The sequence below is a fragment of the Wenzhouxiangella sp. 15190 genome (assembly GCF_003417465.1).
Classification (GTDB): domain Bacteria; phylum Pseudomonadota; class Gammaproteobacteria; order Xanthomonadales; family Wenzhouxiangellaceae; genus Wenzhouxiangella.
In genome coordinates, this window is the sequence record NZ_QVMV01000052.1 from 86,388 (window position 1) to 101,607 (window position 15,220).

Consider the following 15,220-nt stretch of genomic DNA (forward strand, 5'->3'; position numbering starts at 1 on the left):
AGCTGGCAGGCGGCGGGTTAGAATCTCGTGATGCGACTGACCCAATACACTGACTTCTCCCTGCGCGTGCTCATCTACCTGGGCCTGCACGACGATCGCCGCTGTACGATTCGCGAGATTTCCGACGCCTACCGTATTTCCCGCAATCACCTGATGAAAGTCGTGCAGCAACTCGCCGCCGAGGGATTCATCGACTCGGTCCGTGGCGTGGGCGGGGGTCTGACCCTGTCGGCCGACGCCAATAGCCTGAATGTGGGGCGGATCGTACGGGCCATGGAACCGGATCTGGGTCTGGTCGAATGCATGCGCCCGGGCAACGAGTGCGTGATCACGCCGGCCTGTGAGCTGACCGGCATGCTGGTCGATGCGCGCAAGGCCTTTCTCGACGTTCTTGATGGCTACACCCTGGGCGATATCCTGGCGCCGCCGCGGCGCCGGGAACTCTCGCGCCTGCTTGATATCCGGGTCGAGTCGGCCTGACAGAAGCACCGCGGAGTTGGCGAGCCTTTCCGAGGTCAGTTCTGGAAAGTAATTGCAAGCCTCCGATTTGGCTTGAAAAATTATATCCATCGGTGCATGATTGGGGGGAACTTGCGGCCGAGGGTCGATTCCACATGCGCAAGCTGTTAGGTCTGATCGCGTTTCTGCTGGTGGCGGTGACTGTCTCCGCTGCAGCCGGCGAAGTGCGCAATCTGCGCGTCTGGGCCGGCCCGGAAAGCACGCGCGCGGTCCTCGATCTGGGCCAGCGCGTGGACTATCGCCTGTTCACCCTTGACGATCCCTCACGCGTGGTCATCGATATCGACGGCGTCGATCTCGAGCGGTCGCTGGATCTCGACGAAGAGCACAGCGGCGTCATCCGGCGCGTTCGCCACGGTGTACGTGAGGGCAACGATCTGCGCGTGGTGCTCGACCTGGAAGAGCAGGCGCGCCCGCAGAGCTTCCTGCTCGCCCCGGCCGGCGAGTACGGGCATCGACTGGTCGTCGATCTCTATCCCGAAGACGCCCAGTCGCCCGGCGAGCGTGTTCGCGAAGCCGTGCAGTCGGCCATGGACGGCGAGCGGGACATGATCGTGGCTGTTGATGCCGGGCACGGCGGTGAGGACCCAGGCGCGATCGGTCCGTCGGGCACCCACGAGAAGAATGTCGCGCTGGCCCTGGCGCGCGAACTCAAGCAGCGGATCGATGACGAGCCGGGCATGCGCGGTGTGCTGATTCGCACCGGCGACTACTACATTCCGCTCGAAGAGCGTTACGCCCGGGCACGCGAGGCCCGGGCCGACCTGTTCCTGTCGATCCACGCCGACGCCTTCCGGGATCGCCGCGTGCGCGGCAGTTCGGTTTACGTGCTTTCGCGTAGCGGCGCTTCCAGCGAAGCGGCCCGCCTGCTGGCCAGGAGCGAAAACCGTTCGGATCTCGTCGGTGGTGTCAAGCTCGACCGCGGCGACGATGTGCTCAGTTCGGTTCTGCTGGATTTGTCGCAGAACGTGGCCATGGAATACAGCGCCGAGGCGGCCGAAGCCATCCTCGGGCAACTCGCCCGGGTCGGCAAGCAGCATCGCGACCGGGTCGAGCGCGCCAATTTCGTCGTCTTGCGCTCGCCCGATGTCCCGAGCGTGCTGGTGGAAGTCGGCTTCATCAGCAATCCCCACGATGAGGCCAATCTCAATAGCGGTTCGCATCGCCGCCGGGTGTCCGAAGCCATCGTCAATGGCGTGCGCAAGCACTTCTTCGAAACCGCGCCGCAGGGGACCTGGATTGCCGCCAACCGTGATGGCAGCCGGCATGTCGTCGAGCGCGGCGAATCCCTGGGCGTGATCGCGCAGAAATACCGCACCAGCGTGTCGCGCATTCGCCAGGCCAACAACATCGACGGCGACGTCATCCATCCGGGCGCCGTGCTGGTCATCCCGGCCGGGTCCTGAGCCAGTCCCGAGAAAACCTGGAACCACGGAAAGCACGGAAAACACGGAGTTAAATCAGCCTGGCGGCTGGGGCACCTGCTTCCTGCCATGCGCGCCGGCCTGTCTTGACGATTCAAGTCGGCATTTTCCGTGAAGTTCCGTGATTTCCGTGGTTACGCTTTTTTGGTTTTTCCGAACGAAGCCCCGCCATCGAGGCAGCCGCAATCGGTAAACTGTGCGCATGCCGATTCGCAAGCTGCCCGCTCATCTCGTCAACCAGATTGCCGCCGGTGAAGTCATCGAGCGGCCCGCTTCGATCGTCAAGGAACTGGTCGAAAACAGCCTCGATGCCGGCGGTCGGCGGATTCGCGTCGAGGTCGAACGGGGCGGGGCGCGGCGCATCCGCGTAACCGATGATGGCAGCGGCATCGGGCCCGATGAACTGGCACTGGCGCTGAGCGCCCACGCCACCAGCAAGATCGAGTCGCTCGATGATCTCGAGGGCGTGGCCACCCTGGGCTTCCGGGGCGAGGCCCTGCCTTCGATCGCCTCGGTCTCGAGGCTGCGCCTGGCCTCGCGCAGGGCCGGCGATGACAGCGGCTATGAGGTCGAAGCCGAAGGCGGGACGATCGGCGAGGTCAAGCCGGCCGGCATGCCCGAAGGCACGGTCGTCGACGTGCGCGATCTCTTCTACAACACACCTGCGCGCCGGAAATTCATGCGCACCGAGCGAACCGAATTCGGTCACATCGACGACCTGCTCAAACGCCTGGCACTGGCACGCATGGACGTGGGCCTGGACCTGGGCCACGACGGGCGCATGGTGCGCAGCCTGGCACCGGCCGCCGACGATGCCTCGCGCAACCGCCGCGTGGCCGCCGTCTGTGGCGAAGCCTTCATGGAGCAGGCCATTTTGCTCGACGAGGCCCATGCGGGTCTGCGGCTGACCGGCTGGATCGCGCGTCCCGGCTTTTCGCGCAGTCAGGCCGACCTGCAGTTTTTCTTCGTCAACGGCCGCCTGGTACGCGACCGCCTGGTGGCGCACGCGGTGCGCCAGGCTTATCGCGATGTGCTCTTCCATGGCCGTCATCCGGCTTTCGCGCTGATGCTCGAACTCGACCCGCAGCGCGTCGATGTCAACGTCCACCCGCAGAAACACGAAGTGCGTTTCCGTGACGGCAGGCTGGTACACGATTTCCTGTTCAAGACCATCCACCATGCCCTGTCGGATACCCGTCCGGGTGGCGAGGCCGCGCAGACGGCGGCTGCCTCGCGCGCCCATGCCGCCGCACCATCGGCGTTCGGGCAGCAGCAGGGCGCGGGCCAGGCCGGGCTGGGCCTGGGTGTCGCCGAGACCGTCTCGCGCTACGCCGAGCTGGCAAGCGCCCCGCGCCCGATGAACGACGCCGACGCCGACATTCCGCCCCTGGGCTTCGCTGTGGCTCAGATTCACGGCGTGTTCGTGCTGGCGGAGAATGCCGACGGCCTGGTCGTCGTCGACATGCATGCCGCGCACGAGCGCATTGTCTACGAGCAGCTCAAGCAGGCCTGGCGCGAAGAACGGGTCCGTTCGCAGCAATTGCTGGTACCGGAGAAGATCGCCGTGTCCGAGCGCGAGGCGCAGACGCTCGAGTCGCATGTTGACGATCTCCGGCGGCTCGGCTTCGAACTCGGCCTGGCCGGCCCCGAGGCGGTCGTGATCCGCTCGGTTCCGGCGCTGCTGGCGCGTGCCGACGGCCAGGGCCTGGTACGCGACGTGCTGGCCGACCTGGTCGAACTGGGTGAGAGCCAACGTGTCGAGACGGTACTCGACGAACTGCTCTCGACCATTGCATGCCACGGTTCGGTGCGCGCCAACCGCCGCCTGAATATCGACGAAATGAACGCCCTGCTGCGCGACATGGAGCGCACCGAACGCTCGGATCAGTGCAACCACGGCCGGCCGACCTGGGTCCAGCTCGACATGAAGGCGCTTGATCGGCTCTTTCTGCGTGGCCAGTAGGCCTCCGCTTCGGCGCGAACTCCCGCAGGCGGTGTTCCTGATGGGGCCCACGGCGGCCGGCAAGACGGCGGCCGCCTTCGCGCTACATGATCATTTTCCCGTCGAGTTGGTCAGCGTCGATTCCGCCCAGGTCTATCGCGGGCTCGACATCGGTTCGGCCAAGCCCGATGCGGCAACGCTGGCGCGCCATCCGCACGCCCTGATCGATATCCGGAACCCGGAAGACACCTACTCGGCGGCCGACTTCGCCATCGACGCTGAAACCGAGATCCGGCGTATCCATGCAGCCGGTCGCTGGCCGGTGCTGGTCGGCGGCACCATGCTTTACTATCGCGCCCTGCTCTACGGTCTCGATCCCATGCCGCCGGCCGACCCCGAGCTGCGCCGGGCCCTGGCGGCTGAGGCGCGGGAGCGGGGCTGGAACGCACTGCACAGCGAACTGGCACGCCACGACCCGGCCGCGGCGGCGGCCATCAAACCCGGCGATACCCAGCGTATTCAGCGCGCGATCGAGATCCTGCGCCTGACCGGCGCCGGTCCCAGCGCTCACCATGGTCACAACCGCTATCCGCGCCTGAATGCCCTGCGCCTTGTCCTGACGCCTCGTGACCGCCATATTCTCCATCGACGGATTGAAACGCGCTTCGACGAGATGCTCGAGCGTGATTTCGTTGCCGAAGTCGAGCGCCTGAAGGCCCGGCCCGGTCTGAGTGCCGATCACGCCTCGATGAAGAGCGTCGGCTATCGTCAGGTCTGGGCGCATCTCGAAGGCGCCGGTGACATACATGAATGTCGTCGCCAGGCGGTGGCGGCCACGCGGCAGTTGGCCAAGCGTCAGCTCACCGCGTTGCGGCGAATGCAGGGCACGCTCTGGCACGATTCGCTGCAAAAACGTACAATTGACTTGATTTTAAGGCAGGTAGGAAGCTTTTTCGCACAAGGGCAGGATTGGCCATCGTCCGCTTGACTGTGCCCCGGCCCGAGGCCGGTTCCCGACCTGGCGTCGACCCCCGTTACCACACGATAACAACAACCAGATCGAATAAGAACTTCCAAGGAGCGTCAAGATGTCAAAGGGTCAGTCGTTGCAGGATCCGTTTCTCAATGCATTGCGCCGCGAACGTGTACCGGTATCGATCTTTCTGGTCAACGGCATAAAGCTGCAGGGTCAGATCGAGTCGTTCGACAACTTCGTGGTGCTGCTGAAGAATTCGGTCAGCCAGATGATCTACAAGCATGCCATTTCCACCATCGTGCCGGCGCGCAACGTGCACATGGGTGAGATGGCGGAGGAAGACAACCCTGATTGAAGATTTCGCGCCATCGGTTGCCGCCGGCGCTTCTAGAACACTGCTGCTGCATCCGCTGCTCGGCCCGGAGCAGAGCAAAGAATCGCGTATCGAATTTCGCCTGCTGGCCCGGTCGGCCGGTCTCGAGGTGGTCGATGAAGTGCTTGCCCCGCGAGATGCGCCGGATCCCAAGTACCTGGTCGGCAGCGGCAAGGTCGACGAGGTGCGTGAACGCGCCGAAGCCTGCGGGGCCCAACTGGTGCTGGTCAATGCCCGACTGAGTCCCGTGCAGGAGCGAAACCTCGCCCGCAGTCTGGAGCGCGGCGTGCTTGATCGGACGACCCTGATTCTCGACATCTTTGCGCAGCGCGCACGCTCCCACGAAGGCAAACTGCAGGTCGAATTGGCCCAGCTTCGTCATCTGTCCACGCGCCTGGTGCGCGGCTGGACCCACCTCGAGCGCCAGCGCGGCGGGATCGGCATGCGCGGCCCCGGCGAGACCCAGCTCGAGACCGACCGGCGCCTGCTGGGCACCCGCATCCGGCAGCTCACCGCCCGGCTGGAGAAGGTCCAGCAGCGGCGCGAGCAGGGCCGGCGGGCGCGCAACCGCAGCGAGGTGCCGCTGGTGGCCCTGGTCGGCTACACCAACGCCGGCAAGTCGACGCTGTTCAATCGCCTGACTTCCAGCGAGGTGATGACGCGTAACCAGCTTTTCGCCACGCTCGATCCGACGGTACGCCGTATTGAAGGCCTGGCCGGCTCGTCGGTGCTGATGTCGGACACCGTCGGTTTCATCCGGGAATTGCCGCACGAGCTGGTCGCCGCCTTTCGCTCGACGCTGGAGGAAACGCTGTCGGCCAGTCTGGTCGTACACGTCATCGATGCGGCCGATCCGGACCGGTTGCAGCAGCAGTCGGTCGTCGAGGAGGTGCTCGAAGACATCGGTGCCGGAGATCTGCCCATGCTCAAGGTCTTCAACAAGGTGGACCTGACCGAGCGGCAGGCCGGCCTGGAACGAGATTCGGCCGGCCGGATTACCTCGGTATGGCTCTCGGCCGAGTCCGGAGACGGACTCGAGGACCTGGCGACCGCGCTGACGGAGCGATTGACCGAAGGTCGCATCCGGCGTCGGATTCATGTTCCGGTCGAGGGGCAGCGGCTGCGCTCACGCCTGTTCGATCTCGGCGTTGTGCTCGACGAACAGGTCGAAGACGACGGCTCGAGTCGCCTCGATGTTGATCTCGATCAGCGCGACGCCCGGAAACTGGCTCGATTGAAGGGCGCGGATGGACAACTGGCCGAGCAACTCCTGTTAAACTAAACCGTTCCGAGCTTCGGGCATCGCCGGGTCTTATTCGGCGACTGGAATACGGTGGCATTCGGCGCACCGGCCGCCCGACGGCAGGACGACATCACGGAGAGATCAATGCCCTGGAATGAACCCGGACGCGGCAGTGGCGGCGGCGGTGATCGCGATCCCTGGAAAGGGGGCAACGGTCAGCAACCGCCCGACCTGGACGAAGTGTTTGCCAACGTACAGCGACGCCTGAAGAAGATCATGGGCGGCGGTGGCGACGACGGCGGTGGCGGCAAGGGCGGCTCGGGCGGCGGTTCGTTCGCGCCCATCATCGGCCTGATCGTGCTGCTGCTGGTCGTCTGGATCGCCTGGAGCTCGATCCACATCATCGACGAATCCGAGCGCGGCGTCGTCTTGCGCTTCGGTGAATACAACCGCACGCTCAACCCGGGCCTGAAATTCACCTTTCCGCAGCCCGTCGAAGAATTGCAGACAGTCAATGTCAGCCGGGTGCGCTCGCTGGAAAATTCCAGCCGCATGCTGACCGGTGACGAAAACATCATCGATCTGGCCTACGCCGTCCAGTACCGCGTGCTGGTGCCGGAAGATTTCCTGTTCAATGTCTCGCAGCCCGAAGTGTCGCTGTCGCATGCGGCCGACAGCGCCATTCGAGAGATCGTGGGCACCAACAACATGGATTTCATCCTCGAGATCGGTCGCGGCCAGATCGCGCTGGATACCCAGGCTTTGCTGGAGGAAATCATCGCCCGCTATGAGGTCGGCATCGAGATCACCTCGTTCAACCTGCAACAGGTGCGGCCTCCTTCGCAGGTCCGCCAGGCCTTCGATGACGTCGTACGGGCACGCGAGGACCAGATTCGCTTTGCCAACGAGGCGCAGGCCTACGCCAATCAGGAAGTGCCGGAGGCGCGAGGTCGCGCCGCCCGCATTCTGGAAGAGGCGGAAGGCTATCGCGATTCCAAGATTGCCCAGGCGACGGGTGAGGCGGATCGCTTCCAAGCCCTGCTGGCCGAGTATGAGCAAGCGCCGGAAGTGACCCGAGAGCGCCTCTACCTCGAGACGCTGGAAACCGTCTTCGGACGCTCGGCCAAGGTGCTGCTGGATGTCGATTCGAGCAACAACATGCTCTACCTGCCGCTCGATCGAATCCGCGACGGCAACCCGGCGCTTTCGGCGCCGCCGATGATGACGCCGGAGGAACAGCAACGGGGGCAGAGCTCGGGGCCGACCTCCGGCCGCGACGATTCACGTGGCCGCACCGGCAGGGAGGACCGCTGATATGAGACTTGTCATACCCATTCTCGTGATCGTCGCGCTGGTCGTCGGCATCAGCAGTCTGTTCATCGTCAAGGAGACCGAATACGCGATCCGGTTCCGGCTCGGTGAGGTCGTCAGGGCCGACTACGAGCCCGGACTGCACCTCAAGGTCCCCTTCATCAACAATATCCGCAAGTTCGATCGGCGCATCATGACCATGGACATGCGGCCCGAGCAGATGAACACCGCCGAGCAGAAGTTCGTCGAGGTGGACTATTACGTGAAGTGGCGCATCGTGGATCCGCGCGACTACTACGTGGCAACCCGTGGCGACCAGGTGTTCACCCGTGCGCGTTTATCCGAGTTGATCCGCAACGACCTGCGTGACGAGTTTGCTCAGCGCACGCTCAGTGAAGTCGTCTCCGAGCAGCGCCGCGATATGATGGAAGAACTGCTGATCCGCGCCGACCGGCGCTTCGAGGATTTCGGGATCGACGTCGTCGATGTGCGGATCAAGAAGATCGAGCTGACGGACGAAGTGCTCGGTTCGGTCTTCGATCGCATGGAAACGCAGCGTACCGAGTATGCCAACGAACTGCGCTCACTCGGCCGCGAGGAAGCCGAGCGGATTCGCGCCGACGCCGATCGCCGGGTTCGCATCCTGCTGGCCGAGGCCGAGCACGACGGGCAGCGGTTGCGCGGTGAGGGCGATGCCCAGTCCGCGGAGATCTATGCCGAGGCGTTCAACCAGAACCGTAGTTTCTACTCGTTCTGGCGCAGTCTCGAGGCTTACGACCAGAGCATCGGCAAGGATAACGATGTCATGCTGCTCGATGCCGAGTCGGACTTCTTCCGCTACTTCGACAAGCAGCAGGACTGATGTGGAATGACCTCCTGTTGGCAGGCAGCCTGGTGCTGATCATCGAAGGGTTGATGCCGGCCATCAGCCCCCGTAGCTGGCGCAATATGGTCAGCCAGGTCGCCGACCTGCCCGATCGCAGTCTGCGAGCGGGCGGTGTGGCGCTGATTCTTATCGGCGCGGTGGTATTCCACCTCGTCGGCTGACACTCACTCCGGGGAAAACCAATGTCTCGATCCGTCGTGATTCTCGGCACCCAGTGGGGCGACGAGGGCAAGGGCAAGATCGTCGATTTGCTCGCCCACGACGCTGACGCGGTGGTGCGTTTCCAGGGTGGCCATAATGCCGGCCACACCCTGGTCGTAGGTGGCGAGAAGACCGTGCTGCACGTCATACCTTCCGGCGTACTGACCGAACGGGCGCGTTGCCTGGTCGGAAACGGCGTGGTGGTCGCGCCCCATGCACTGGTATCCGAGATCCAGGGCCTGGAAGAGAAGGGTATCGACGTGCGCTCACGCCTGGGGATTTCGCCGGCCTGCCCGGCCATCCTCGGCTGCCACGAAGCGCTCGATCGCGCGCGCGAGATATCCCGCGGCAAGAAGGCCATCGGTACGACCGGACGCGGCATTGGTCCGGCCTATGAGGACAAGGCCTCGCGACTGGGGCTGCGTCTGGCCGACCTGGCCGATCCCGGCCGTCTCGAGGAAAAGCTCGGCGGCGTGATCGACTACTACAATTTCCTGCTCACCAACTACTACGACGCCGACCCGGTCGATGGCCACCGCATTGCCGAGGAAGCCGCGGCAATGGGCGAGGAGCTCAAGCCCATGTTCGCCGACGTCACCGGCGAGCTGCACGAGTTGCGGCGCGAGAAGCGCTCCATCCTGTTCGAGGGTGCCCAGGGCAGCTTACTCGATATCGATCACGGTACCTATCCCTTCGTGACTTCCTCGAATACGACCATCGGCGGGGTCATGACCGGCGCGGGTATCGGTCCTGGCGACATCGACTACGTGCTCGGCATCACCAAGGCCTATACGACGCGAGTCGGTTCCGGGCCGTTTCCGACGGAGTTGCACGATGACGACGGCAAGTTGATGGCAGAGCGCGGCGTCGAATTCGGCGCCACCACGGGGCGTCCGCGACGCTGCGGCTGGCTCGATGCGGTGGCGCTCAAGCGCATGGTGCGCATCAACGGCGTGACCGGCTTGTGCATCACCAAGCTCGACGTGCTCGATGCCTTCGATCGGGTACGTATCTGCGTCGACTACGACGGCGTCGACGGCTTTCCGGTCGGTGCCGAGGAATGGGAGCGCGCAACGCCGGTCTACGAGGACATGCCCGGCTGGGACGGTTCCACCCAGGGCCTGACCGAGCAGGACAAGCTGCCCGCGGAAGCGCGCGCCTACCTCGACCGTCTGGAGGAGTTGATAGAAGCCCCGGTCCACATGCTTTCGACCGGGCCGGAACGCGACGCCAACGTCATTCTGAGGCATCCGTTCAGGGCAGAGTGAGGGTAAGGCGCTTAAAATTCGAAATCCGAAGCACCAAATCCGAAACAAATCCGAAATTCTAATGTTCAAAACAGGCTTTTCCTTTTGCCGTGCAGCACGGAGTGTGACGTTGCCGAAGCGACTTCAGTTAGTTTCAAATTTGGTGCTTCGAATTTGTTTCGGATTTCGAGTTTCGGATTTCGAATTTCGCGCACAGCTATAGATGAATAGTTCTCATGCTTGACCCACATTTACTGAGAAATGAACTCGAAGCCATAGCCGCGCGTCTTGCGCGTAGAGGTTATCACCTCGATATCGAGAGCTATGCCTCGCTCGAGGCGCGGCGCAAGGAGCTGCAGACGCGCACCGAGGAGCTGCAGGCCGAGCGCAACCGCCGCTCCAAGTCGATCGGCCAGGCCAAGTCCGCGGGCGAGGACATCGAGCCGCTGCTGGCCGAGGTCGGCAAGCTGGGCGACGACCTGAAGGCCGCCAGCGAGGAACTCGAGCAGGTTCGCCACGAGCTCGAGCGCGTGCAGCTCGATATGCCCAACCTGCCGGACGATGCCGTACCCGACGGCGACGACGAGTCCGATAACGAACAGGTCCGCAGCTTCGGCGAACCGACGCAGCTGGATTTCGAGCCGCGCGATCACGTCGAGATCGGTGAATTGATCGACGGTATCGACTTTGAACGTGCCGCCAAGCTGTCGGGCAGTCGTTTCGCCGTCCTGGGCGGCCAGGTAGCCCGGCTGCACCGCGCGCTGGCGCAGTTCATGCTCGATCTGCATACGAGTGAGCATGGATACCGCGAGATGTACGTGCCTTACCTGGTGCTCGGGAACGCCATGCAGGGCACCGGCCAGTTGCCCAAGTTCGGCGACGACGCCTTCGTCATCGACGACGATCCGGCGCGCTATCTGATTCCCACTGCGGAGGTGCCGCTGACCAACCTGGTTGCCGACGAGATCGTCGACGCCGGTGATCTGCCGCTGAAGTTCGTTGCGCACACCCCCTGCTTCCGCCGCGAAGCCGGTGCGTACGGCAAGGACACCCGCGGCATGATCCGCCAGCATCAGTTCGACAAGGTCGAGCTGGTGCAGATCGTCCGGCCCGAAGACTCCGAAGAGCGGCTGGAAGAGCTGACCGGCCACGCGGAGAAGATCCTTCAGGCGCTCGAATTGCCTTACCGGGTCATGGCACTGTGTGCCGGCGATATGGGCTTTTCGGCGCGCAAGACCTATGACCTCGAGGTCTGGCTGCCCGGCCAGCAGGCCTACCGCGAGATTTCCTCCTGCTCCAACTTCGGAGACTTCCAGGCTCGCCGCATGCAGGCGCGCTGGCGCAATCCGGACAGCGGCAAACCTGAACTGGTGCACAGCCTGAACGGCTCGGGCCTGGCCGTCGGCCGCGCCCTCGTCGCCGTTCTGGAAAACTATCAGCAGCGGGATGGGTCCGTTGTTGTTCCCGAAGCCTTGCGCTCTTACATGGGCGGTGCGGAACGACTCGTGGTTCGTTGAAACCTAGATGACGATCCACAATTTCTCCGCCGGTCCGTCGATGCTGCCGCTGGAAGTGCGCGAGCGGTTGAGCGAGGCACTGGCGCCGTCGGCCGACGGGGCGCCTTCGATTGCCGAGATTTCGCATCGCGGTCCGCGCTTCATGGCGGTGGCCGAGGAGCTGCATCAGCGCCTGCGCGATCTGACGGGGGTTGGCGAGGAGCATGCGGTGCTGCTGCTGCACGGCGGTGCCAACTGCCAGTTTGCCCAACTGCCGATGAACCTGGCCGCTGATCGCACGGCCGCCTACCTGATATCCGGCCACTGGGGAAAGAAGGCCCTGGCCGAAGCTGAGCGCATTACGGGCGTGGAAGTGGTTGGCAACAGCGAGAATGTCGACTTCACCGATTTACCCGAAATGGGGCACCTGCCGACCGACTGTGCCTACCTGCATTACACCGGCAACGAAACCATTCACGGCATCCAGTACGAACGACCGCCGACCGTGGCGGTGCCCCTGGCTGCCGATCTGTCCTCGGAATTCCTGTCCCGGCCCTATCCTTACAGCGATATTGCGGTCACTTACGCGGGTGCGCAGAAGAACCTGGGAATCGCCGGGTTGACGGTGGTGCTCATCCGGCGCGATCTCCTCGAACGTATCCCCGAGAATCTGCCGCGTTTTCTGGACTATCGCAGTTGGGCGAAGGATCTGAGTCTCTACAACACGCCGGCCGGCCTGGCCTGGTTTGCCGCGCTCGAGATGCTTCGCTGGATCGAGCGTCGGGGGGGGCTGGGAGCCGTCGCCGAGCGCAACCGCGCCAAGGCCGGGCTGCTTTATCACACCATCGACGAATCCGGCTTCTGGTCCAATCCGGTAGCCGAGCATTGTCGTTCGGTGATGAATGTGCCGTTCTGGCCGGCCGACGAGGCGCTGGTGCCGAGTTTCGTCGAGCAAGCCGAGCAAGCCGGCCTTCAGGGACTGAAGGGGCATCGCGCCCTCGGCGGCCTGCGGGCCAGCCTGTACAATGCTCAGACCCTTGACGCGGTGGAGACCCTCGTTGACTTCATGCGGGAATTCGAACGACGGCACGGATAAGGTCGACCTCGGCGAGGTTCGACAAAAGATCGACCAGCTCGACGAGCGGATCCAGGCCCTGATCGCCGAGCGCGCCGGGCTGGCCCAGACCGTGCGTTCGGCCAAGGGTGAGGCGGCCACGCCCGCCGAATACTATCGACCCGATCGTGAAGCCCAGGTTCTGCGCCGCGTGATCGAGCGCAACACCGGTCCGCTGGCCGACTCGGTCATGCTGCGGCTGTTTCGCGAAATTATGTCGGCCTGCCTGGCCCAGCAGGAGCCGTTGCGCGTGGCTTATCTGGGACCGGAAGGCACCTTTACCCAGCAGGCGGTGTTCACCCAGTTCGGGCACTCGGTCAGCGCCAGTTCCGAGACCGGCATCGACGAAGTGTTTCGGCGCGTGCAGGGCGGCGAGGTCGATTTCGGCGTCGTGCCGGTTGAAAACTCTTCGCAGGGTATCGTCACGCACACGCTCGACATGTTCATGCATTCCGATGTCCGCATCGCCGCCGAGGTCGAGTTGCGCATTCATCAGCACCTTCTGACCGGGGCCCGGTCGCTGGACGATATCGAGCGTGTCTACGCGCATCAGCAGTCCCTGTCGCAGTGCCGGATGTGGCTGGCCGGGCACCTGGAGCACGCCGAACTGATCGCGGTTTCCAGCAATGCCGAGGCAGCACGACGGGTACGCCACGCACCGGACGCGGCGGCGATCGCCGGGCGCAACGCCGCCGAGATTTACGGCATTCCCGTGCTGTTTGCCAATATCGAGGATCACGCCGACAATACGACGCGCTTTCTCGTGCTGGGTCGGGAACTATTGCCGCCCTCGGGCGAGGACAAGACCACGCTGATGGTCGCCGGCCTGGACGGGCCGGGCGCATTGTTCGGCCTGATCGAACCGCTGTCGAAGCACGGCGTCAACATGACCCGCATCGAGTCACGCCCCTCGCGCGAGCGCCGCTGGGATTACGTGTTTTTCATCGACATGGAAGGGCACGTCGATGATCCGGGACTCAAGGAAGCCCTGGCCGAAATCGAGTCCCGCGCCGCCCAGGTCCGCATCCTCGGCTGCTACCCCCGCGCCGTCGTCGGCCGCCTGCCGGGGGAGCAGGAGTGATCCGATAAGTCAAAAAGAATCAAAATCAAAAAAAATAAAATTGTCCACAGATGAACACAGATGAACACAGATAAAACCCTAGAAGAAAATAGAAAAAAGAGAAAAGAGAAAGGAAAGATCATTGGGTGTTTCGGTTTGCAAGCGGCAGGCAGTGGTCTATCGCCCGCCAGACGCTCGGCCCGTTCTTGTTTTTCATCTGTGTTCATCTGTGTTCATCTGTGTTCATCTGTGTTTATCTGTGGACAAATAGGTTTTAAGGTTTTTGATGTTTTTGAAGGAAGTTGAATGAAGCAACGCGACTACTCTGACCTGGCCGCGCCGGGTGTGCGGGAGTTGATGCCCTACCTGCCGGGCAAGCCGATTTCGGAGCTCGAGCGCGAGTACGGCGTGAGCGACTCAATCAAGCTCGCCTCCAACGAGAATCCGCTCGGTGCCAGTCCGAAGGCCATCGAGGCTGCCCGTGCCGAGCTCGATGACGCCTGGCTGTACCCGGACGCCAACGGCTTCCATCTCAAGCAGGCCCTGGCCGAGAAGCACGGCGTACCGGTGGAGGCGATCACCCTGGGCAATGGCTCCAACGATGTGCTGGTCTTCCTGGCGCAGGCTTTCCTGCAGCCGGGGCTTGAGTCGGTGTTCTCGCAGTACGCCTTCGCCGTATACCCGATCGCCACGCAGATGGTGGGCGCGAAGGCCAACATCGCCCCGGCGCTGCCGGCCGACCACCCGGGCATGCCGCTGGGCCACGACCTCAGGGGGCTGTTCGAGCGCGTCGGCGACGATACCCGCCTGGTCTTCGTCGCCAATCCGAACAATCCCACCGGGACCTGGCTCGACAAGAACCGCCTGAAGGATTTCATCGGCTCTCTGCCGCCGCATGTCATCTGCGTGGTCGACGAGGCCTACACCGAGTACGCCGAGTCGGACACGCTCGGGGATGCTTCGACCTGGCTGGAGGAATTCCCCAACCTGGTCGTCACGCGCACCTTCTCCAAGGCTTACGGCCTGGCCGGCCTGCGCGTGGGTTATGCGTTGTCGAACCCCGGCATTGCCGATTTACTCAATCGCGTGCGCCCGCCCTTCAACGTCAATGCCCCGGCACTGGCGGCGGCCCGGGCAGCCCTGGACGATCATGAGTTCATCGAGCGAACGCGACGCATGAACAGTGCCGGCATGAAGCAGCTTGCCGAGGGTTTCGAAAAGCTCGGATTGACCGTCATTCCGTCGGCCGCCAATTTCCTGCTGGTCGGTTTCGAGCGTGCTGGCGCCGAACTCAACGAACCGCTGCTCAAGCGCGGCGTGATCGTGCGCCCGGTGGGCAACTACGGCCTGGACAACTATCTGCGCATCACCATCGGTACACCGGAGCAGAATGAACGGTTGCTCGCCGCGCTGTCAGAAGTGCTCTAG

General features: G+C 63.6%; 15 protein-coding genes. All 15 read left to right on the plus strand.

Going from position 1 to position 15,220, the window contains the following annotated elements:
• Nucleotides 1–30 precede the first annotated feature (30 nt).
• Entirely contained in the window at nucleotides 31–480 is a 450-nt protein-coding gene (locus DZK26_RS12985) for an Rrf2 family transcriptional regulator (protein WP_116899263.1), read from the plus strand.
• A 134-nt stretch (nucleotides 481–614) separates the two neighbouring features.
• Complete coding sequence (locus DZK26_RS12990) at nucleotides 615–1,925, plus strand: N-acetylmuramoyl-L-alanine amidase (RefSeq protein ID WP_116899262.1); 1,311 nt, start codon at nucleotides 615–617, stop codon at nucleotides 1,923–1,925.
• A gap of 220 nt (nucleotides 1,926–2,145) precedes the next feature.
• The gene (mutL, locus tag DZK26_RS12995) at nucleotides 2,146–3,906 is read left to right on the plus strand and encodes a DNA mismatch repair endonuclease MutL (protein WP_116899261.1); all 1,761 of its coding nucleotides are present in this window, start codon (nucleotides 2,146–2,148) and stop codon (nucleotides 3,904–3,906) included.
• 40 nt (nucleotides 3,907–3,946) lie between these two features.
• On the plus strand, nucleotides 3,947–4,873 hold the full coding sequence (miaA, locus tag DZK26_RS13000; RefSeq protein WP_116899260.1) for a tRNA (adenosine(37)-N6)-dimethylallyltransferase MiaA: 927 nt from the start codon (nucleotides 3,947–3,949) through the stop codon (nucleotides 4,871–4,873).
• Nucleotides 4,874–4,973: 100 nt separating this feature from the next.
• Nucleotides 4,974–5,216, plus strand: coding sequence for an RNA chaperone Hfq (gene hfq, locus DZK26_RS13005; RefSeq protein WP_116899259.1), 243 nt, complete (start codon nucleotides 4,974–4,976; stop codon nucleotides 5,214–5,216).
• Nucleotides 5,185–6,516, plus strand: a complete 1,332-nt coding sequence (gene hflX / locus DZK26_RS13010; RefSeq protein WP_258870902.1) for a ribosome rescue GTPase HflX — start codon at nucleotides 5,185–5,187, stop codon at nucleotides 6,514–6,516. Before hfq ends, hflX begins: the two co-directional genes overlap by 32 nt.
• Nucleotides 6,517–6,621: 105 nt before the next feature.
• Nucleotides 6,622–7,791, plus strand: a complete 1,170-nt coding sequence (gene hflK / locus DZK26_RS13015) for an FtsH protease activity modulator HflK (RefSeq protein WP_147306721.1) — start codon at nucleotides 6,622–6,624, stop codon at nucleotides 7,789–7,791.
• Nucleotide 7,792: 1 nt separating this feature from the next.
• On the plus strand, nucleotides 7,793–8,650 hold the full coding sequence (hflC, locus tag DZK26_RS13020) for a protease modulator HflC (RefSeq protein ID WP_117238668.1): 858 nt from the start codon (nucleotides 7,793–7,795) through the stop codon (nucleotides 8,648–8,650).
• Nucleotides 8,650–8,835 carry a DUF2065 domain-containing protein gene (locus tag DZK26_RS13025; RefSeq protein WP_116899255.1) on the plus strand — a complete coding sequence of 62 codons (186 nt, stop codon included), beginning with the start codon at nucleotides 8,650–8,652 and terminating at the stop codon, nucleotides 8,833–8,835. The genes hflC and DZK26_RS13025 overlap by 1 nt, the downstream gene beginning before the upstream one ends.
• A 21-nt stretch (nucleotides 8,836–8,856) precedes the next feature.
• On the plus strand, nucleotides 8,857–10,143 hold the full coding sequence (locus DZK26_RS13030) for an adenylosuccinate synthase (protein WP_116899254.1): 1,287 nt from the start codon (nucleotides 8,857–8,859) through the stop codon (nucleotides 10,141–10,143).
• Nucleotides 10,144–10,358: 215 nt separating this feature from the next.
• Nucleotides 10,359–11,639: a serine--tRNA ligase gene (gene serS, locus DZK26_RS13035; protein WP_116899253.1), complete on the plus strand. Its 1,281-nt coding sequence runs from the start codon at nucleotides 10,359–10,361 to the stop codon at nucleotides 11,637–11,639.
• A gap of 7 nt (nucleotides 11,640–11,646) precedes the next feature.
• Nucleotides 11,647–12,714, plus strand: a complete 1,068-nt coding sequence (gene serC, locus DZK26_RS13040) for a 3-phosphoserine/phosphohydroxythreonine transaminase (protein ID WP_220337270.1) — start codon at nucleotides 11,647–11,649, stop codon at nucleotides 12,712–12,714.
• Nucleotides 12,677–13,813, plus strand: a complete 1,137-nt coding sequence (gene pheA, locus DZK26_RS13045) for a prephenate dehydratase (RefSeq protein ID WP_258870901.1) — start codon at nucleotides 12,677–12,679, stop codon at nucleotides 13,811–13,813. The genes serC and pheA overlap by 38 nt, the downstream gene beginning before the upstream one ends.
• 60 nt (nucleotides 13,814–13,873) lie before the next feature.
• Nucleotides 13,874–14,098: a hypothetical protein gene (locus tag DZK26_RS14205; protein WP_147306720.1), complete on the plus strand. Its 225-nt coding sequence runs from the start codon at nucleotides 13,874–13,876 to the stop codon at nucleotides 14,096–14,098.
• Nucleotides 14,099–15,220, plus strand: a complete 1,122-nt coding sequence (gene hisC / locus DZK26_RS13050; RefSeq protein ID WP_116899252.1) for a histidinol-phosphate transaminase — start codon at nucleotides 14,099–14,101, stop codon at nucleotides 15,218–15,220.

Coding starts and splice junctions, on each gene's coding strand:
- DZK26_RS12985 (WP_116899263.1), top strand. CDS start 31: ATGCGACTGACCCAATACACTGACTTCTCCCTGCGCGTGCTCATCTAC.
- DZK26_RS12990 (WP_116899262.1), top strand. CDS start 615: ATGCGCAAGCTGTTAGGTCTGATCGCGTTTCTGCTGGTGGCGGTGACT.
- mutL (WP_116899261.1), top strand. CDS start 2,146: ATGCCGATTCGCAAGCTGCCCGCTCATCTCGTCAACCAGATTGCCGCC.
- miaA (WP_116899260.1), top strand. CDS start 3,947: ATGGGGCCCACGGCGGCCGGCAAGACGGCGGCCGCCTTCGCGCTACAT.
- hfq (WP_116899259.1), top strand. CDS start 4,974: ATGTCAAAGGGTCAGTCGTTGCAGGATCCGTTTCTCAATGCATTGCGC.
- hflK (WP_147306721.1), top strand. CDS start 6,622: ATGCCCTGGAATGAACCCGGACGCGGCAGTGGCGGCGGCGGTGATCGC.
- hflC (WP_117238668.1), top strand. CDS start 7,793: ATGAGACTTGTCATACCCATTCTCGTGATCGTCGCGCTGGTCGTCGGC.
- DZK26_RS13025 (WP_116899255.1), top strand. CDS start 8,650: ATGTGGAATGACCTCCTGTTGGCAGGCAGCCTGGTGCTGATCATCGAA.
- DZK26_RS13030 (WP_116899254.1), top strand. CDS start 8,857: ATGTCTCGATCCGTCGTGATTCTCGGCACCCAGTGGGGCGACGAGGGC.
- serS (WP_116899253.1), top strand. CDS start 10,359: ATGCTTGACCCACATTTACTGAGAAATGAACTCGAAGCCATAGCCGCG.
- serC (WP_220337270.1), top strand. CDS start 11,647: ATGACGATCCACAATTTCTCCGCCGGTCCGTCGATGCTGCCGCTGGAA.
- DZK26_RS14205 (WP_147306720.1), top strand. CDS start 13,874: ATGAACACAGATAAAACCCTAGAAGAAAATAGAAAAAAGAGAAAAGAG.
- hisC (WP_116899252.1), top strand. CDS start 14,099: ATGAAGCAACGCGACTACTCTGACCTGGCCGCGCCGGGTGTGCGGGAG.